Origin of the sequence: Sphingomonas lacusdianchii, assembly GCF_022664395.1 — a bacterium.
GTDB classification, from domain to species: Bacteria; Pseudomonadota; Alphaproteobacteria; order Sphingomonadales; family Sphingomonadaceae; genus Sphingomonas; species Sphingomonas lacusdianchii.
On record NZ_JAKRET010000007.1, the window covers coordinates 215,086 to 233,032 of the forward strand.

17 protein-coding genes are annotated in these 17,947 nt (G+C 67.0%); 4 read left to right on the plus strand and 13 right to left on the minus strand.

Annotated features, from left to right (window positions below; all coding sequences use genetic code 11):
- Window positions 1-29 precede the first annotated feature (29 nt).
- The 3 genes from MF607_RS11770 to MF607_RS11780 are packed head-to-tail and all read left to right on the plus strand — an operon-like array spanning window position 30 to window position 1,923.
- A complete protein-coding gene (locus MF607_RS11770) occupies window positions 30-638 on the plus strand; it encodes an SCO family protein (RefSeq protein ID WP_242118908.1) in 609 nt (202 codons plus the stop codon).
- On the plus strand, window positions 635-1,069 hold the full coding sequence (locus MF607_RS11775) for a YcgN family cysteine cluster protein (RefSeq protein WP_431311942.1): 435 nt from the start codon (window positions 635-637) through the stop codon (window positions 1,067-1,069). The genes MF607_RS11770 and MF607_RS11775 overlap by 4 nt, the downstream gene beginning before the upstream one ends.
- Window positions 1,066-1,923: a M48 family metallopeptidase gene (locus MF607_RS11780; protein WP_347340884.1), complete on the plus strand. Its 858-nt coding sequence runs from the start codon at window positions 1,066-1,068 to the stop codon at window positions 1,921-1,923. The genes MF607_RS11775 and MF607_RS11780 overlap by 4 nt, the downstream gene beginning before the upstream one ends.
- Here the strand turns inward: MF607_RS11780 and MF607_RS11785 are convergent.
- The 11 genes from MF607_RS11785 to rimP form a co-directional block, all read right to left on the minus strand.
- Window positions 1,890-4,040 carry a transglycosylase domain-containing protein gene (locus MF607_RS11785; RefSeq protein ID WP_431311943.1) on the minus strand — a complete coding sequence of 717 codons (2,151 nt, stop codon included), beginning with the start codon at window positions 4,038-4,040 and terminating at the stop codon, window positions 1,890-1,892. The genes MF607_RS11780 and MF607_RS11785 overlap by 34 nt on opposite strands.
- A 136-nt stretch (window positions 4,041-4,176) precedes the next feature.
- The gene (gene pnp, locus MF607_RS11790; protein ID WP_242118913.1) at window positions 4,177-6,528 is read right to left on the minus strand and encodes a polyribonucleotide nucleotidyltransferase; all 2,352 of its coding nucleotides are present in this window, start codon (window positions 6,526-6,528) and stop codon (window positions 4,177-4,179) included.
- A gap of 230 nt (window positions 6,529-6,758) precedes the next feature.
- Window positions 6,759-7,028 (minus strand): 30S ribosomal protein S15, encoded by a 270-nt coding sequence (rpsO, locus tag MF607_RS11795; RefSeq protein WP_242118915.1) that lies wholly within the window; start codon window positions 7,026-7,028, stop codon window positions 6,759-6,761.
- Between the two features lie 11 nt (window positions 7,029-7,039).
- Window positions 7,040-8,041 carry a tRNA pseudouridine(55) synthase TruB gene (truB, locus tag MF607_RS11800; protein ID WP_242118917.1) on the minus strand — a complete coding sequence of 334 codons (1,002 nt, stop codon included), beginning with the start codon at window positions 8,039-8,041 and terminating at the stop codon, window positions 7,040-7,042.
- On the minus strand, window positions 8,041-8,604 hold the full coding sequence (locus MF607_RS11805) for a thymidine kinase (protein WP_242118920.1): 564 nt from the start codon (window positions 8,602-8,604) through the stop codon (window positions 8,041-8,043). The genes truB and MF607_RS11805 overlap by 1 nt, the downstream gene beginning before the upstream one ends.
- Window positions 8,605-9,006, minus strand: a complete 402-nt coding sequence (gene rbfA, locus MF607_RS11810) for a 30S ribosome-binding factor RbfA (RefSeq protein WP_242118923.1) — start codon at window positions 9,004-9,006, stop codon at window positions 8,605-8,607.
- Window positions 9,007-9,009: 3 nt separating this feature from the next.
- Window positions 9,010-9,615 (minus strand): hypothetical protein, encoded by a 606-nt coding sequence (locus MF607_RS11815; protein ID WP_242118925.1) that lies wholly within the window; start codon window positions 9,613-9,615, stop codon window positions 9,010-9,012.
- Complete coding sequence (gene infB / locus MF607_RS11820) at window positions 9,612-12,464, minus strand: translation initiation factor IF-2 (RefSeq protein WP_242118927.1); 2,853 nt, start codon at window positions 12,462-12,464, stop codon at window positions 9,612-9,614. Before infB ends, MF607_RS11815 begins: the two co-directional genes overlap by 4 nt.
- Before the next feature lie 4 nt (window positions 12,465-12,468).
- Window positions 12,469-13,224, minus strand: coding sequence for a DUF448 domain-containing protein (locus tag MF607_RS11825; protein ID WP_242118929.1), 756 nt, complete (start codon window positions 13,222-13,224; stop codon window positions 12,469-12,471).
- On the minus strand, window positions 13,205-14,827 hold the full coding sequence (gene nusA, locus MF607_RS11830; protein WP_242118931.1) for a transcription termination factor NusA: 1,623 nt from the start codon (window positions 14,825-14,827) through the stop codon (window positions 13,205-13,207). Before nusA ends, MF607_RS11825 begins: the two co-directional genes overlap by 20 nt.
- A 1-nt stretch (window position 14,828) precedes the next feature.
- On the minus strand, window positions 14,829-15,389 hold the full coding sequence (rimP, locus tag MF607_RS11835; protein ID WP_242118933.1) for a ribosome maturation protein RimP: 561 nt from the start codon (window positions 15,387-15,389) through the stop codon (window positions 14,829-14,831).
- A 185-nt stretch (window positions 15,390-15,574) separates the two neighbouring features.
- Here rimP and MF607_RS11840 point away from each other — a divergent pair, with 185 nt between their 5' ends.
- Window positions 15,575-16,741 (plus strand): PQQ-dependent sugar dehydrogenase, encoded by a 1,167-nt coding sequence (locus tag MF607_RS11840; protein ID WP_242118935.1) that lies wholly within the window; start codon window positions 15,575-15,577, stop codon window positions 16,739-16,741.
- On the opposite strand, the gene MF607_RS11845 is transcribed toward MF607_RS11840, so the two are convergent.
- On the minus strand, window positions 16,742-17,158 hold the full coding sequence (locus MF607_RS11845) for a DUF1810 domain-containing protein (RefSeq protein WP_242118937.1): 417 nt from the start codon (window positions 17,156-17,158) through the stop codon (window positions 16,742-16,744).
- Window positions 17,155-17,922 (minus strand): bifunctional 2-polyprenyl-6-hydroxyphenol methylase/3-demethylubiquinol 3-O-methyltransferase UbiG, encoded by a 768-nt coding sequence (gene ubiG / locus MF607_RS11850; RefSeq protein WP_242118939.1) that lies wholly within the window; start codon window positions 17,920-17,922, stop codon window positions 17,155-17,157. Before ubiG ends, MF607_RS11845 begins: the two co-directional genes overlap by 4 nt.
- Window positions 17,923-17,947: the final 25 nt, after the last annotated feature.

The following is a 17,947-nucleotide window of genomic DNA, read 5'->3' on the forward strand; positions in this document are numbered from 1 at the left end:
GCGGCTTGCAAGGCGTCGCCTATCAGATCATGGCTGGCAACACCATGAACAGCATCGTCCGCATCCTCGCGCCAGCGCTCGCGCTGGCCCTTGCCGCCTGTGGCGGACAGGTCGAATCGCCGGGCACCCCGCCTTTGGCCGGGGCGCGTATCGGCGGGCCGTTCGTCCTGACCGATTCGTCCGGCAAGGTGGTGCGTGACACCGATTTCGCCGGAAAATGGCGGATCATGTATTTCGGCTATACCTATTGCCCCGATGTCTGCCCGGTCGATGTCCAGAATATCGCGGCGGGCGTGAAGGCGTTCGAGGACGAATCGCCCGAATTGGGGGCGAAGGTCGTGCCGATCTTCGTCACGGTCGATCCAGAACGCGATACGCCGGCGGTGGTCGGCAAGTTCGTCTCCGCCTTCCACCCGCGCATGGTCGGCCTGACCGGCAGTGCGCAGGCGATCGCCGACGCCGCGCGCGCCTATGGCGTCACCTATGCCAAGTCGCAGCCGCCCGGGGCCAGCGAATATCTGGTGGACCATAGCCGTACGGCGATCCTGATGGACCCGCAGGGCCGCCCGGTCGCGTTGCTGCCGCAGGACGAAGGCGGGCCGGCGGTCGCCGCCGAGCTCAAGAAGTGGGTCCGGTGAGCGGGCGTTTCTGGGACGAGCTGCCGCTCGCCGCGCTCGACCGCGCGCAATGGGAGGCGCTGTGCGACGGCTGCGGCAAATGCTGCCTGCACAAGCTGGAGGATGAGGATAGCGGTGAGATCCATGCGACCAATGTCGCGTGCAAGCTGCTCGACCGGCGCATGGGCCAGTGCAGCGACTATCGCCACCGCCATGCTTACGTTCCCGAATGCGTCAGATTGAACGCACGCAATGTCGGCGAGATCGAATGGCTGCCCTCGACCTGTGCCTATCGCTTGCGCAACGAGGGCAAGCCGCTCCCCGACTGGCATTATCTGAACAGCGGCGACCGGGAGAGCGTGCATGCCGCCGGTCAGTCGACCCGCGGCTGGACGGTGTCGGAGAATGACGTCGGCGACCTCGAACATCACCTGACCGACCGGACGCTGTGATCGAGGGCGTCGAGGTCGTCCGCCATCCGCGCGCGCGCGTCGCTCGGCTGTCGGTCGATCCGGCGACCGGGCGGGTGCGGCTGACCGTGCCGAAGCGGATGGCGCTGGCCAAGGCGGTGGCATGGGCGGGCGAGAAGGCCGACTGGATCGCGGCGCAGCGGGCGAAGTTGCCACAGGGCCGGCCGTTCGTCGACGGCGCGGCGGTGCCGGTCGCGGATCGGCAGGTGCGTCTGCGGTGGGAAGCAGGGGCATCGCGGACGGTGACCCTCGTAACGGATCGTCACCCCGGCGAAGGCCGGGGTCCATGGTCACGGCACGATGCAGATTCTTCGAGGCAACTTGCCACGACTACGTCACCCCAGCGCAGGCTGGGGTCTCCTGCGGCGAGGTGCGACGCTCCATTACCGGAAGACCCCAGCCTGCGCTGGGGTGACGATCAAGCGGACACCTTCATCCTCACCTGTGGCGGTCCGATCGAACAATTCCCCGTTCGCATCGAACGCTGGCTCAAGCGCGAGGCGCTGCGCGTACTGGCCGAGGATACCGCTTACTATGCCGCCAAGGCCGGTGTCACCGTCGCGCAGGTCGCGATCGGCGATCCCAAGGCGCGCTGGGGCAGTTGCAGTTCGACCGGGACGATCCGCTACAGCTGGCGGCTGTTGCTCGCCCCCGGCCATGTCCGCCGCGCGACCGTCGCGCATGAGGTCGCGCACCGGGTGCATATGCATCACGGCCCTGCCTTTCACGCGCTGGTCGCCGAGCTGTTCGAAGGCGATCCCGACGCCGCCCGCCGCTGGTTGCGGGCGGAAGGGGCGGGGCTTCACTGGTTCGGGCGGGCGTCCTCGTCCGGATAACCCGGCTGCGGCACCGGCTGGCGGCGATCGGGCAGCGGCCGGCGCTGGACCGGGGCCGGCTGATCGGAGCGCGGCCCGCGGCCGAGCGCGCGGTCGATCCAGTCTTGATCGAGCTGTTCGTCGGGCACGCGCGGCTGTAATGGCGCATCGTCGCCCTGGTCGACATCGCCCTGATCGTCGCCGGAGCGCGGCTGCTCGATCGGATTGCCGTCGGGATCGACATAGACCCGGTCGTCGGGCGCGCCGTAATAGCTCTCCGCGTCAGGCTCCTCCTGCCATTCGGGCAGCGTCACCTTGGTATTGAACTCCTCGACCGGCCGGCTGGCTACCGCCTGGCGCATGAACGCGGCGAAGGCGCGCGCGGGCGCGGTGCCGCCCTGTAGTCCCGCCACCGCCTTCGCATCGTCGCGGCCCATCCACACGCCGGTGGTGATGCCGGACGAGAAGCCCATGAACCAGCCGTCCTTGTACGACGTGGTCGTGCCGGTCTTGCCCGCGACCGGGCGGCCGATCTGTGCCGCGCGACCGGTGCCGGTGTTGACGGCGGTCTGCAGCAGATCGGTCATCTGCTGCGCGACATAGGGGGCGACCAGCACCCGCGAGCTGTCGACCTGATGCTGGTAGATGACCGATCCGTTGGCGGTGACCCGGGTAATGCCATAGGGGACGACCGCCGTCCCACCGCTCGCCACCGACGCATAGGCGCGCGTCAGGTCGATCAGCCGCACGTCGGAGGTGCCGAGCACCATGGCGGGCCGGGTATTGATCGGGGTGGTGATGCCGAAGCGTCGCGCCATGTCGGCGACGGTCGCGAAGCCGACCTCCTGCCCCAGCCGCGCTGACACGGTGTTGAGCGAATAGGCGAAGGCGGTGCGCAGCGATACCTGCCCGCTATAGCGGCGCGAGGCGTTGCGCGGCGTCCAACCGTCGATCGTGATCGGCGCGTCGTTGACCTGGCTGTCGGGGTTCATGCCGGCTTCGAGCGCGGCGAGATAGACGAACAGCTTCCATGCCGAACCGGGCTGGCGCGTCGCCTGCGTCGCGCGATTGTAGATCGACGACACATAATCCTTGCCGCCGACCATCGCCCGCACCGCGCCGTCGCGGTCGAGCGCGACCAGCGCGCCCTGCACCCCCGCCGGGGCGTTGGCGCGGATCGCAGTATCGGCGCTTTGCTGCATCGCCGGGTCGAGCGTGGTCCACACGTCGAGCGGGGCCTCGGTCTCGTCGATCAGCGTTTCGAGCTGCGGCAGCGCCCAGTCGGTGAAATAGCGGACGCTGTTCTGTTGCGGCTCGGGGGCCAGCTTGATCGCCTGCGGATCGGCGTCCATCGCCTGCGCCGCGGTGATCGCGCCGGTTTCCTGCATCAGCTTCAGCACCACCCCCGCGCGGCCGACCGCCGCCTCGGCATCGGCGGTGGGGGAATAGCGTGACGGCGCCTTGACCAGCCCCGCTATGACCGCCGCTTCGGACAGCGACAGGCTGGTGCCGGGATGGTTGAAGAACCGCCGCGACGCCGCGTCGATGCCGTACGCGCCACCGCCGAAATAGACCTTGTTCAGATACAGTTCGAGGATCTGGTTCTTGGTAAACTTTCGCTCCAACGCAAGGGCCAGGATGATCTCGCGGAACTTGCGCCCGACCGTGTAGCTGTTCGACAGGAAGATGGTGCGCGCGACCTGCTGCGTGATCGTCGATGCACCCTGCAACCGCCGGCCGGTACCGCGCGTCTCGATCGCGAATTTGGTGATTCGCGCCAGTGCCACCGGATCGACGCCCCAGTGCGACCGGAACCGGCGATCCTCGACCGCGACCATCGCCTCGCGCATCGGCGCCGGGATCTGCGAATAGGGGATCCACTCGCCATAGCTCGGCCCGAGCGACACGAGGATCGATCCGTCGGCGGCACGCACGCGAATCATCTGCCCATTGGGTGACGATTTCAGCTGGTTGAACGACGGGATGTTCGATTTCGCGTTATAGACCGCGACGACCAGCGCGATCGCCGCCATCAGCGCGAGGCCGAACCCGATCCCCAGCGTCCAGCGCAGGATGCGCCGCCAGCGGGAGGGAGCGGCGGCGGGCCGCTTCTGCGGACGTTGGGAAGAGCGTGCCATGAAGATGCGCCGGATACCGCTTCCGGGCGGGGGGGCACAAGCCCCGTGCGGTGATGCGCGCCGGATGCGCCGCGTTCCGCCCAACGAAAAAGGGCCCGCGTCACCGCGAGCCCTTCCTCAACCCAATCGCGAACGATCAGTTGTCGGTGATGAACGACGGCAGGCCGGCATTGCCGCCTTCGTCCTTCGATTCCTCGCGACGCGGACGATCGCCACGGTCGCGGCGGGGGCCACGGTCGCCACCGTCACGGCGGGGTCCACGATCGCCACCTTCGCCGCGGGGACCGCGATCGCCGCCATCCCGACCGGACCCGTCACGACGCGGACCACGCGGGCCACGGTCGCCGCCTTCGCGCGGTTCGCGGGCCGGGCGGGTGTCTTCCAGCTCGGCACCGGTTTCCTGATCGACGACGCGCATCGACAGGCGCACCTTGCCGCGCGGATCGACTTCGAGAACCTTGACCTTCACTTCCTGCCCTTCGGACAGGACGTCGGCGACCTTCTCGACCCGCTCGTTGCGGATTTCGCTGACGTGGACGAGGCCGTCCTTGCCGCCCATGAAGTTCACGAACGCGCCGAAATCGACGAGGTTGACGACCTTGCCGTTGTAGATCTTGCCGACCTCGGCCTCTTCGACCAGCCCCTTGATCCAGTTGACGGCGGCTTCGATCTGCGCCGGATCGGACGACGACACCTTGATGACGCCCTCGTCGTCGATGTCGACCTTGGCGCCGGTGGTGGCGACGATCTCGCGGATCACCTTGCCGCCGGTGCCGATCACTTCGCGGATCTTCGACTTGTCGATCGAGAAGGTCTCGATGCGCGGCGCGTGGGCCGACAGCTCGGTGCGGGTTTCGCCCAGCGCCTTCGCCATTTCGCCGAGGATGTGGGCGCGGCCTTCATTGGCCTGGGCCAGTGCGACCTTCATGATCTCTTCGGTGATGCCGGCGATCTTGATGTCCATCTGGAGCGAGGTGATGCCGGCGCTGGTGCCCGCCACCTTGAAATCCATGTCGCCGAGGTGATCCTCGTCGCCGAGGATGTCGCTGATGACCGCATAATCCTTGCCTTCGAGGATCAGGCCCATGGCGATGCCCGACACCGGACGCTTGAGCGGAACGCCCGCGTCCATCATCGACAGCGACCCGCCGCACACCGTCGCCATCGACGACGAGCCGTTCGACTCGGTGATGTCCGACAGGACGCGGATCGTGTAGGGGAATTCCTCCTTCGACGGCAGCACCGGGTTCAGCGCACGCCATGCCAGCTTGCCGTGACCGACTTCGCGGCGGCCCGGCGCACCGAAGCGGCCGACTTCACCGACCGAATAGGGCGGGAAGTTATAGTGCAGCATGAAGCGTTCATAATGCAGGCCGTTCAGGCCGTCGATCATCTGCTCGGCGTCCTTGGTGCCGAGCGTGGTGGTGCAGATCGCCTGCGTCTCGCCACGGGTGAACAGCGCCGAACCGTGCGCGCGCGGCAGGAAGTGGACCATCGCCTCGATCGGGCGGACCGTCTTCGTGTCGCGACCGTCGATGCGGCGGCCGTCCTTCAGGATGGCGGTGCGGACGATCTCGGCTTCCAGCTTCTTCACGAGCTTCAGCGTGCCGAGATACTGGGCCGGATCGCTTTCCTTGAGGTCGGCGAACGCCTCGCGCGCCTTCGTACGGGCGTCGTTGATCGCGTTCTGGCGCGCCTGCTTGTCGGTCAGCTTATAGGCCGCGGTCAGGTCCTTGCCGATCAGCGACTTCAGCTTCTTCTTCGCGGCCGACTGGTCGGCGACCGGGGCCAGTTCCCACGGGTCCTTGGCAGCCTGTTCGGCGAGGTCGATGATGCAGTCGACGATCTTCTTCGACGCGTCGTGCGCGAACACGACGGCGCCGAGCATGACCTCTTCCGACAGCTCCTTGGCTTCGGATTCGACCATCATCACCGCATCGCCGGTGGCGGCGACGACCAGGTCGAGATCGCCTTCCTTCACCTGATCCAGCGTCGGGTTCAGGACGTACGCGCCATCGACATAGCCGACGCGCGCCGCGCCGATCGGGCCCATGAACGGCACGCCCGAAATCGTCAGCGCCGCCGACGCCGCGATCATCGCGAGGATGTCGGGCTCGTTCTCGCCGTCATAGCTCAGCACCTGAGCGATAACGTTGATTTCGTTGTAGAAGCCTTCGGGGAACAGCGGGCGGATCGGACGGTCGATCAGACGGCTGACCAGCGTTTCCTTTTCGGTGGCACCGCGTTCGCGCTTGAAGAAGCCGCCGGGGATGCGGCCCGCCGCCGAATATTTTTCCTGATAGTGAACCGTCAGCGGGAAGAAGTCCTGCCCCTCCTTGACCGAGCGTGCGGCGGTGACCGCGCACAGCACCACCGTCTCGCCCAACGTCGCGATGACCGCGCCGTCGGCCTGGCGCGCCACGCGGCCCGTTTCGAGGGTCAGCGTCTTGCCGCCCAGGTCCATGGTGCTTTTCTTGATATCGAACATTGCGTTTCCTTTACACCGGCGGCCCTATGCGCGCCGGGGCAGCTTGGATGGAGGTCCATCCCGAGTATCGGACCGTTTCGGCCCGGTGTCCCGTATCGCCGGATTGCGACGGGACGGCTTGGCCGGAAATCCGGTCGCCAAGCCTATACCCCGTTTTGCGGGGAATTTCGTGGGCGGAGTTGGCCGCCCCCCATGGAAAAAGGGCGGCCCGTCGGACCGCCCTTTCTTCGTTACTTCCGAAGGCCGAGCTTCGCGATCAGCGCGCTGTAGCGCTCCGCGTCCTTCTTCTTCAGATAGTCGAGCAACGAACGCCGCTTGTTAACCAGCATCAGCAGACCGCGACGCGAATGATTGTCCTTCGCATGGGTCTTGAAATGCTCGGTCAGGTTCTGGATGCGGGTGGTCAGGATCGCGACCTGCACTTCCGGGCTGCCGGTGTCGCCTTCGGCGCGGGCATGTTCCTGGATGAGGGCCTGACGGTTTTCAGCAGTGATCGACATCGTCGTCCTTTCTATTCGAGGTTGAAGCCGCGGACGACACGGGTTTCCCCGCCTTGGGTCTCGACCAGCGCCACCGGCACATCGTCCAGTGTCGCAAAGCCCAGACCATCGTCCGCTGCAAACCCGATCAGTCGAAGCCCCTTGCGGAGCCGCCCTGCCTGATCGGGGTCGAGGGACAGAGCCGGGATGTCGTCCAGCCCCGCCCCCAGTGGCAGGAGCGTTTCTTCAAGCGCGTGGCCCTTACCCAATTCCGTCAGTTTGTCCAGCGAAATGGCCAGGGCGAGGGTGAAGGGGCCGGCCTTGGTGCGGCGGAGCATGGTGACATGACCCACTGTGCCGAGCGCCAGCGCGATGTCGCGGGCGAGGCTGCGGATATAGGTGCCCTTCGAGACGAAGGCCGAAAGGGTGATTTCCTCAAGCTCCTCCCCGGGACGGGGAGGGGGACCAGCGAAGCTGGTGGAGGGGGATTGCGCCGAAACGCAACCGTTGTGGATGTCGCCACCCCCCTCCACCACGCTTCGCGCGGTCCCCCTCCCCGTGCCGGGGAGGATTTGAAGTTCGAACACCGTCACCTTGCGAGTCGCGAGCACCACCTCCTCGCCCTTGCGGGCGAGGTCATAGGCACGCTCGCCATCGACCTTGAGCGCTGAATAGGCCGGCGGCACCTGCTCGATCGGTCCGGTAAATTGCGCCAGCACCGATTCGACACCGGCCAGCGTCGGCCGCACGGGCGACTCGGCGATCACCTTCCCCTCGAGGTCCAGCGTATCGGTCTGCGCCCCGAACCGGATGGTGAAATCGTAGCGCTTCGACGCATCGAGCATCCGCCCGGCGAGCTTGGTCGCCTCGCCGATCGCGACCGGCAGCACGCCGGTCGCCAGCGGGTCGAGCGTGCCGCCATGGCCGACCTTGTGCTTGCCATAGCCGCCCTCGCGCAGCGCGCGCTTGACCGCCGACACGATCTGGGTCGAGCCGGGGCCGAGTGGCTTGTCGATGATGATCCAGCCGTGCATCAGCGCATCGCCTCGCAGAAATGGCGGCGGCACAGCGCGACATAGCGGTCATTGCCGCCGATTTCGGTCTGCTGCCCGTCGCGCACGGCATTGCCTTCGGCATCGACACGCAGGTTCATCGTCGCCTTGCGCCCGCAAGTGCAAACCGACTTCAACTCGATCAGCGCGTCGGCGATCGCCAGCAGCCGCGCCGATCCGGGGAACAGGTGTCCGAGGAAATCGGTGCGCAGGCCATAGGCCAGCACCGGCACGCCGAGTTCGTCGGCGATGCGTGCGAGCTGGTCGACTTGGCCCTCGGTCAGGAACTGCGCTTCGTCGACCAGCACGCATCCGACCGGTTCGGCGGCGATACAGGCGTACAGGTCGCTGCTCTCATCGAACGGGATCGCGGGCGCCGACAGGCCGATGCGCGATCCGATCACTCCCATGCCCTCACGCGTGTCGATCGCGGCGGTGAACAGTTTCGTGGTCAGCCCGCGCTCGCGATAGTTGAAATCGGCCTGGAGCAGCGTCGTCGATTTGCCTGCGTTCATCGACGCATAATAGAAATAGAGCTTGGCCACTCAGTCCTCGGTGTCGCCCGGCTCCAGATCGCGCGCGACCTTGGGATCGCGCAGCAGCTGGTCGATACGGGTGCCTTCGTCGAAGCTTTCGTCGATCAGGAATTTGAGCTTGGCGGCATATTTCAGGTTCACCCGCCGCGCGACCTCCGACTGGAGATAGGCGGTGTTGGTGCGCAGCGCCTTCAGCACCACCTCCTCGTCCTTGCCGAGGAACGGTTTCACAAACACCGTCGCGTGGCGCAGGTCGGGCGACATGCGGACTTCGGTGACCGAGACGAAATGGCTGGCCAGCACGTCGTCATGCACGTCGCTGCGCGCGAGAATGTCCGAGAGGATGTGGCGGACCTGCTCGCCGACACGGAGCAGGCGGACCGAGCGGGTTTCTTGCGTGGAGTCTGACATGATCTAACCGAATTGACAGTGGAACCAGTGGCTGTCGAGTCGCTGGCACCAGATGGTGTGGTTGCCGAACACCCGTGCGATGTCGGCGGCGACCGGTCCGCCGTTCCAGCCGCGCGCAGCGGCCATGCGGTCGGTCGGGTCGTGGACGATGGCGGCCCAAGTGCCGGTCGCAGCCATTACGGTGGGAAAGGCGATACGCGATCCCGATCGTTCGATACCGGCGACGCCGCCTGGCACCGGGCCACCGACAATCGCTCGATCGAACGCGCTACGCTCCGATCGCAACCGCCACCATGACGGCGCGACATGCGACCAATAGAGCGCGTGGCTTGCGAGGAACGCGGCGAAGGGGAGAGCGAAGATCGGGATGAAGGTCGGCAACAGTGCCGGCATTCCTGCCGCGCGCCACCGCCAACTCCGCACCAATCCGTCGACGAACAGTCCCAGCCAGCACAGCGCCAGCAGCACTACGACAACCGGTATCGCCCAATAGGAAAGAAGGTTGGCGACGAACAACGCCGCCGCCCCGCCGATCACCCATGCAGCGGCGAACCGCAGCCGGGGGCGGAGGGTGGCGGCAAGGGTTGCCCCCTGCCGCCCTTCACTCACAGCGTGCGGTCGCGCAGTTCGACTTCGTAGGTTTCAAGGAAGTCGCCCGCCTTGATGTCGGTGAAGTTCTGCGTGAACGTCACACCGCATTCCAGACCGGCACGCACTTCGGGGACATCGTCCTTGAAGCGACGCAGCGACGCGATCTCACCCTGGTAGATGATGACGTCGTTGCGGGTGATGCGGGCCTTGAGCGCCTTGCGGATGACGCCTTCGACAACCAGCAGACCGGCGGCCCGGCCATGCTTGCCCGCCGAGAAGACCTCGCGGATTTCGGCACGACCGACGACGGTTTCGAACGCTTCCGGCCCGAGCGTACCCGCCATGCCCGCACGGATATCGTCGGTCAGCGTGTAGATGACGTCATAATATTTGAGCGCCACCTTGTTCCGCTCGGCGATCTCGCGCGCCTTGGCATTGGGACGGGTGTTGAAGCCGATGATCGGCGCTCCCGATGCCGCGGCCAGCGTCACGTCGCTCTCGGTGATGCCGCCGACGCCCGAATGCAGGATGCGCACCCGGATATCGTCGGTCGAGATCTTGTTGAGCGACCCGACAATGGCTTCGACCGATCCTTGGGTATCGGCCTTGACCACCAGCGGATATTCGATCGCCTGCTTCGACTTCAAGGCCGAGAACATGCTCTCGAGGCTGGCCGGCGCCTGGGTCGTGCGCTTCTGGAGCAGCACGCCCTGACGATATTCGGCGACCTCGCGGGCACGCGCCTCGCTCTCGACGACCTGCAGCGGATCGCCCGCCATCGGCACGCCCGACAGGCCCAGGACCTCGACCGGAGTCGACGGACCGGCTTCCTTCACCTGACGCCCCTTGTCGTCGATCAGCGCGCGGACCTTGCCGCTTTCCGCGCCGACGACGAACACATCGCCGACCTTCAACGTACCACGACGGACCAGCACGGTCGCGACCGGACCACGACCCTTGTCGAGCTTCGCCTCGATCACGCTGGCTTCGGCCGGGCGATCGGGATTGGCCTGCAGTTCGAGCAGTTCGGCCTGCAGCTGGATCTTCTCGATCAGCTGGTCGAGACCGGTCTTCTTGAGCGCCGACACTTCGACGTCCTGGGTCTCGCCGCCCATTTCCTCGACCTGCACGTCATGTTCGAGCAGGCGTTCGCGGATACGCTGCGGGTTCGCCTCGTGCTTGTCGACCTTGTTGATCGCCACGATCATCGGCTTGCCCGCGGCGCGGGTGTGATGGATCGCCTCGATCGTCTGCGGCATCAGCCCGTCATCGGCCGCCACCGCGAGGATGACGATGTCGGTGACGTCGGCACCGCGCGCGCGCATTTCGCTGAACGCTTCGTGGCCGGGCGTGTCGAGGAAGGTGATCCGCGACTTGTCCTTCAGCGTGACCTGATAGGCGCCGATATGCTGGGTGATGCCGCCGGCCTCGCCGCGCACCACGTCGGTACCGCGCAACGCGTCGAGCAGCGACGTCTTGCCGTGATCGACGTGACCCATGATCGTGACGACCGGCGGACGCGGCTGCAGCGCCTCGGCCGAATCCTCGGCGGTATCGAGCGCCAGATCGACGTCCGAATCGCTGACGCGCACGATGTTGTGGCCGAATTCGGTCACCAGCAATTCGGCGGTGTCCTGATCGATCGTCTGGGTCATCGTGACGGGCATGCCCATCTTGAAGAGCGTCTTGACCAGATCGGCACCCTTTTCCGCCATGCGGTTGGCGAGTTCCTGCACCGTGATCGCCTCAGGCACCTGCACGTCGCGGACCTGCTTGATCTGCGGTTCGCGCGGGCCGCCGAAGCCACGCTTTTCCTTTTCGCGCGCACGCTTCAGCGCGGCGAGGCTGCGCGAACGCGCACCATCGTCACCGAGCGCACGAGTTACGGTCAGCTTGCCCGACTGACGACGATCGTCGCCCTTGCGGTCGCGCGACGGCGCGGGACGTGCCGGCTCATTGCGACGCGGGGTCGCCTGGCCGGTACCCGACGGCGTCGGACGGGCGGTCTGGCCGCCGGCGGCGGGACGTGCGGCCGGCGTCGCGGCTGCCGTCGGCGCAGGCGCGGGGGCCGGCTCGGGCTTGGGCTGCGGCTTCGGGATTTCCGGACGCTGCACCGGGGTGAAGCGACGCGGTGCCGGCCGGTTGGGGTCGGCGGTGAGGACGATGGGCTGCGGTGCCGGCGCGGGCGCAGGAGCCGGGCGCGGCGCAGGCTTGGCCTGAACCGGCGCAGGCTTCGGCGCGACCGGTGCGGGCGCAGGAGCGGGCGTCGGCGTCGGTGCCGGGGTCTGGGCGACCGGTTCCGGAGCGGGCGCAGGTGCCGGGGCGGGCGCGGGCGCTGCCTCGACCGGTGCGGGCGTCGGCTCGGGCGCCGGCGTCGGTGCGGCGACCGGTTCGGGAGCGGGCGGAGGCGTCGGTTCCGGCGCGGGCGTCGGCTCGGCGGCGGCGCGGGCCTTTTCCTCGACACGGGCGCGCTCTGCTTCCGCTGCTTCACGGGCGAGGCGTTCGTCGCGACGACGATGTTCCTCGGCCGCGTTCATCCGCGCTTCCTCGGCTTCGCGCAGCAGCTTGGCCTGCAGTTCGTGCCGCGACAGGCCGGCATTGCTGCTGGCTGCCGGACGCGGGGCGGGGGCCGCCGGCGCGGGCGCCGGACGCTGCGGCGCAGGCGCCGCTTCGGGTGCTGCCTGTTCTACAGGCTGCTGTTCTTCGCCGGGACGGCCAAGCACACGGCGGCGCTTCACCTCCACGACCACCGTGTTGGAGCGGCCATGGCTGAAGCTCTGCTTCACCTTGCCGGTTTCCACGGTGCGCTTGAGGCCGAGCGGCGCGCGGGTGCCCAGCTTCGGCTTGTCGTTGTCGATGTCGCTCATCCGGTTACTCAGGTTCCTGCTTCAATTGGTCGACGCCAATGTGTCCGACAACGTCCGTGCCGGAAAATTGCGCCGTCGATGCGCCCTGCGAAGACGTTTCGCAAGCCGCAGGGATAGGTTCGGGTCCGATAAAGTGCAGCCAGCGGGACAGCGCGTCATTGGCTCGCTGTGCCGCCCGTGCGTCGGTCAGGCCGACATGTACCACATTTTCGCGCCCAAGCGCCAACGACAATATGGTGCGTGGGACCGGCAATGCCAATCCCTTCAAACCCGAACCTTCTTCGTCATTGCCGACGCGCCATGCCTGCGCGAGTTTCGCCGCGCCGTCGGGAGCGGCATCGGACGCATGGTACAGGCCGTACAGCTTGCCGCTGCGCGCCGCCTTGTCGATCGCGGTACCGCCGATCACGACGAAGCCCGACTTCGTCTCCAGCCCCAACCGGTCGAGCGCATGACGCCGCAGCGCCTCCTCGACCAGTTGCGGCAGGTCGGCGGGGATCGTCAGCGCCGCACCCTTGAACGCGCGCGCCAGTGCGCCACGCAACCGCCCCTTGGCGATCGCGACTTCCAGCTCGGCGCGCGTCACCCCGATCCATGCGCCACGGCCGGGAGCCTTGGCACGAACATCGGGCAGCACGTCGCCATCGGGCGAGAGCGCGAGTCGCACCAGCCCGTCACGCGAGCCATGCTCACGCGACAGGATGCAGCTGCGCTCGGGGCTGTCGGTTAGCCGCGCGGTGTCATTGTTCGGATTCCGCAACTGCGTCCTCCGACTCTTCGACCACGGCGTCCTCATCGGCGAACCAATGGGCGCGGGCGGCCATGATGATCTCGTTGCCCTGTTCGTCGGTCAGGCCATATTCGGCGAGAATGCCGCCCTTGGGCGCTTCGCGCTTCGGGGCATCGTCGCCACGACGACGCGGTTCGGCCTTCTTCTTTTCGACCAGTTCGTCGGTGGCGAGGTCGGCGAGGTCGTCGAGCGTCTTGATGCCCGCCTTGCCCAGCGTGACCAGCATCGCTTCGGTCAAATAGGGCAGTTCAGCCAGATCGTCCTCGACGCCCAGCGCGGTGCGCTCCTCGCGGGCGGCCTGTTCGCGGCGCTCGATCGCTTCCTGCGCACGGCTTTGCAGCTCCTGCGCGAGGTCCTCGTCAAAGCCTTCGATGCTCGCCAGTTCCTCGATCTCGACATAGGCGACTTCTTCGAGTTCGCCAAAGCCTTCGGCGACCAGCAGCTGCGCCAGCGTCTCGTCGACGTCGAGTTCCTTCTCGAACATGCCCGAGCGTTCGATGAATTCCTTCTGCCGCTTTTCCGACGCATCGGCTTCGGTCAGGATGTCGATCGCCTTGCCGGTCAGCTGGCTGGCGAGGCGGACATTCTGGCCGCGACGGCCGATGGCGAGGCTGAGCTGATCGTCAGGAACGACGACCTCGATGCGGTCCTCTTCCTCGTCGAGCACGACGCGGGCGACGTTGGCCGGCTGCAGCGCGTTGACGACGAAGGTCGCGGTGTCGGGCGACCACGGAATGATGTCGATCTTCTCACCCTGCATTTCCTGCACGACGGCCTGCACGCGGCTGCCCTTCATGCCGACGCACGCGCCGACCGGATCGATCGAGCCGTCATGGCTGATGACGCCGATCTTGGCGCGCGAGCCGGGGTCACGGGCCGCGGCCTTGATCTCGATGATGCCGTCGTAGATTTCGGGCACTTCCTGCGCGAACAGTTTCTTCATGAAGTCGGGATGCGCGCGGCTGAGGAAGATCTGAGGCCCGCGATTCTCGCGACGCACGTTCAGGATCAGCGAGCGGACGCGGTCGCCGACGCGAACCGCCTCGCGCGGGATCTGCTGGTCGCGGCGGATGACGCCCTCGGCGCGGCCGAGATCGACCACGACGTGACCGAATTCGACGCGCTTGACGACGCCGGTGATGATCTCACCCTGGCGATCCTTGAATTCCTCGAACTGGCGCTCGCGCTCGGCGTCGCGGACCTTTTGCAGGATGACCTGCTTCGATGCCTGCGCCTGGATGCGACCGAATTCGATCGGGGGCAGCGGATCGACGATATAGTCGCCGATGCCGGCGCCCTTCTGCAGCTTCTGCGCGTCCTTCTCGCCGATCTGCTTGAAGTGATCGTCGACCAGTTCGACGACTTCGAGCACGCGCCACAGGCGCAGGTCGCCGGTGTTCGGGTCGAGCTTTGCACGGATGTCGTTTTCCGAGCCATAGCGCGTCTTGGCGGCGCGCTGAATCGCGTCTTCCATCGCCTCGATCACGATGGCCTTGTCGATCATCTTTTCCGATGCGACCGAATTCGCGATCGCGATCAGTTCCGCCCGGTTGGCGGTGACGGCGGTGGCCATGTCAGTTCAGTCCTTCTGCGTCAGCCGGTTCGTCGTCGGCAGGTTCGTCTTCATATTCGTCGGCGCCCTCGGTCGACAGCGGTGCCGTCGCCTTCAGGAGCGCATCGGTAATCAGGAGCTTGGCATCGACGATCGCGGCGAAGGGCACGGTCATCGCCTTGTGCTTGCGCACGTCGATGCTGACCTGCCCGCCCTCGGTGCCGAGCAGGATGCCGGTCAGCTGCTTGCGATTGTCGATCGGCGCATCGAGGGTCACGCGCGCCTCGAACCCCTTCCAGTCGGCATAGTCGGCGAGGCGCGTCAGCGGCCGGTCGATGCCGGGCGACGAAACCTCCAGCCGATAGGCCTCCTCGATCGGGTCCTTCTCGTCGAACAGGTCGGAGATGCGGCGCGACAGTTCGGCGCAATCGTCGATGGTCAGCTGGCGGGTGTCGGGGCGCTCGGCCATGATCTGCAGCGTCGGGTCCGACTTGCCGCCCATCATCTTCACGCGCACCAGCGCGAAACCCAAGGCCCTAGCCTCCGGTTCGATCAATCGCGTCAGTTCGGCGATATCCGCCATGCCGTCTCCATCAGCTACGCCGCTTCGCTGCCGGTCCCTGTCGGAACCGGCCTCGGCACGTTGACGATGTCGAGGAAGCAACGTCCATATATGTAAAATTGCGTGTCTCGGCAAGGGGCGCAGGATCGTCGCGCCCGGCACCGCGTTGCCACGGGCAAATTTGTCGTTTCGAGAGGATGTCGCCGATGCTGCCGTTCCGTTCGCTGATCCCCGCCGCCGCCCTGCTGGCGGCGTGCAATGCCGGCAGCGATGTCGATGCGGCCCCGGTCGTGGTCTCGCCCGCGCCGACCGCCACCGCGACTCCAGCGCCGACCCCCAGCCCGACCACCGGCGGCGTGCCGTTCGCGACGCGCGAGGTGGCAACGTTCGACGCGCCCTGGGCGATGACCTTCCTGCCCGACGGGCGGATGCTGGTAACCGAAAAGCGCGGCAACCTGTTGCTGGTCAGCGCGGATGGCAGCCAGAAGACGACCGCCGCGACGATTCCGGTCGATTCGGCCGGGCAAGGCGGGCTGATGGACGTGGTCCTCGCCCCCGATTTCGCGACCAGCCGCCGCGTCTATCTCAGCTATTCGGTCGCAGGCGATGGCGGCAAGGGTGTGGTGCTGGCGCGCGGGGTGCTCGACGGCAACCGGATGACCGGCATCACCGAACTGTTTCGCGCGACGCCGTTCGTGAGTGGCGACGGCCATTATTCGGGGCGTATCGCCTTCGCCCCCGATGGCCGGCACCTGTTCTTCACCAATGGCGAGCGGCAGAAATTCGATCCGGCACAGGACCCCAAGGCGACGCTGGGCAAGGTGCTGCGCCTGACGCTCGACGGGCAGCCGGCGGGCGATCCGGGGCTGGCGGCGAAGGGCTTCCATCCGGCGGTGTGGTCGTACGGGCACCGGAACCTGCTCGGCATCGCCTTCGATGCGCAGGGCAATTTGTGGGAACAGGAAATGGGGCCGAAGGGCGGGGACGAGGTCAACCTGATCGTCGCCGGGCGCAATTACGGCTATCCTCTGGTGTCGGAGGGCGATCATTATGACGGCCGCCCGATCCCGCGCCACAGCACCCGCCCCGATCTGGAAGCGCCCAAGGTCGCGTGGAACCCGGTGATCTCGCCGGGCGGGCTGATCGTCTATTCGGGCAAGCTGTTCCCGCAATATGCCGGCGACCTGTTCATCGGCGGCCTGTCGAGCGAGGCGCTGGTCCGGGTCGACGTCAACGGCACCAATGCCGCGAAGGGCGACCAATGGCCGATGAACGCCCGCATCCGCGAGGTCGAGGAGGGGCCCGACGGCGCGCTCTGGGTGTTGCAGGACGGCGCAAATGCCAAGCTGCTGAAGCTGACGCCGCGCGGCTGATCACAGGCGGCCGAGCGTGGCCGGGTCGCGCTCGCCGCCATAAAAGGCGTCGAGGATATCGGCGAACAGTGGTTCGCTGCCGTCCGCCGCCGCCTCGAACAGCGTCATCGACGAGCGAAGCTTGATCGCGTCGATCGATCCGAGGATGCGGCCGATATCCTGCCCATGGTGCGGCAGCAGCGCCTGTGCCGATTCGCGCAGCCGTCCCCCTAGCAGCGGATGGTCGAGATAGGCGCGCGCCTCGGCGAGATCACGAATCGCAAAGTGGCGCGCGGTCGGGCTTTGACCGAGGCCGGCGATCTGCGGAAAGACGAACCACATCCAATGGCTGCGCTTGGCCCCGGCGCGGAGTTCGGCGAGCGCTTGCGGGTAGCTGTCGCGCTGGGCGTCGGTGAAGCGGTCGAGCGGATTGCTCATCCGGCAGTCGCCGTCAGGAAATAGTCGAGCGAGACATCGTCGGACAGCTTGAACCCGTGTGCGGCGGAGAAGGCGAGGCCGGTCGGCGGCGAGACGGTCATGCCGCTTGCGCGCAGATGCGCGGTCAGTTCGTCGGGGGTCAGGAACCGGTCCCAGTCATGGGTGCCGCGCGGGATCAGCCCGATCCCTTCGCCGACCGAAATCATGGCGAGGCGCGAGAGCGGGGTGCGGTTGGGTGTCGACACGATCAGCAGTCCCCCGGGTGCCACCGCCTGCGTCAGCGCGTGGGCGAAGACGGCGGGGTCGGCGACATGCTCAATCACCTCCAGCGAGGTGACGAGGTCGAATTGCCGCCCGGCGACCGCTTCGACACCGCCGGCCAAATACTCGATCGAAAGGCCGGACTGGGCGGCATGGGCGCTGGCGGCACCGATATTTTCAGGCGCGGCGTCGACGCCGGTCACCTGTCCGCCGAGCCGGGCGAGCGGCTCGGCGAGCAGTCCGGCGCCACAGCCGACGTCGAGCACCGTCCTGCCGGCCAGCGGGGTGAAGCCGAGCCCGTCACCGCCCCAGTGCGAATCGATCGCGGCGCGGACGAAGGCGAGGCGTACCGGGTTCAGCCGGTGGAGCATTGCCGAGCTGCCATGCGGGTTCCACCAGTCGGCGGCGAGCTCGCCGAAATGCGCCGCCTCGCGCGCGACGACGCTTGATTGCGCGGGCGCGGCTTTTTTAGACATAAAGATTGCTTCGCTTGCGTTCGTCATGGCGCTCTCCTATCAGCCGCCGCCA

Coding starts and splice junctions, on each gene's coding strand:
- MF607_RS11770 (WP_242118908.1), top strand. CDS start 30: ATGGCTGGCAACACCATGAACAGCATCGTCCGCATCCTCGCGCCAGCG.
- MF607_RS11785 (WP_431311943.1), bottom strand. CDS start 4,040: ATGGCACGCTCTTCCCAACGTCCGCAGAAGCGGCCCGCCGCCGCTCCC.
- pnp (WP_242118913.1), bottom strand. CDS start 6,528: ATGTTCGATATCAAGAAAAGCACCATGGACCTGGGCGGCAAGACGCTG.
- rpsO (WP_242118915.1), bottom strand. CDS start 7,028: ATGTCGATCACTGCTGAAAACCGTCAGGCCCTCATCCAGGAACATGCC.
- truB (WP_242118917.1), bottom strand. CDS start 8,041: ATGCACGGCTGGATCATCATCGACAAGCCACTCGGCCCCGGCTCGACC.
- rbfA (WP_242118923.1), bottom strand. CDS start 9,006: ATGTCAGACTCCACGCAAGAAACCCGCTCGGTCCGCCTGCTCCGTGTC.
- infB (WP_242118927.1), bottom strand. CDS start 12,464: ATGAGCGACATCGACAACGACAAGCCGAAGCTGGGCACCCGCGCGCCG.
- nusA (WP_242118931.1), bottom strand. CDS start 14,827: ATGGCCACCGCCGTCACCGCCAACCGGGCGGAACTGATCGCGATCGCG.
- rimP (WP_242118933.1), bottom strand. CDS start 15,389: ATGGCGGATATCGCCGAACTGACGCGATTGATCGAACCGGAGGCTAGG.
- MF607_RS11840 (WP_242118935.1), top strand. CDS start 15,575: ATGCTGCCGTTCCGTTCGCTGATCCCCGCCGCCGCCCTGCTGGCGGCG.
- MF607_RS11845 (WP_242118937.1), bottom strand. CDS start 17,158: ATGAGCAATCCGCTCGACCGCTTCACCGACGCCCAGCGCGACAGCTAC.
- ubiG (WP_242118939.1), bottom strand. CDS start 17,922: ATGACGAACGCAAGCGAAGCAATCTTTATGTCTAAAAAAGCCGCGCCC.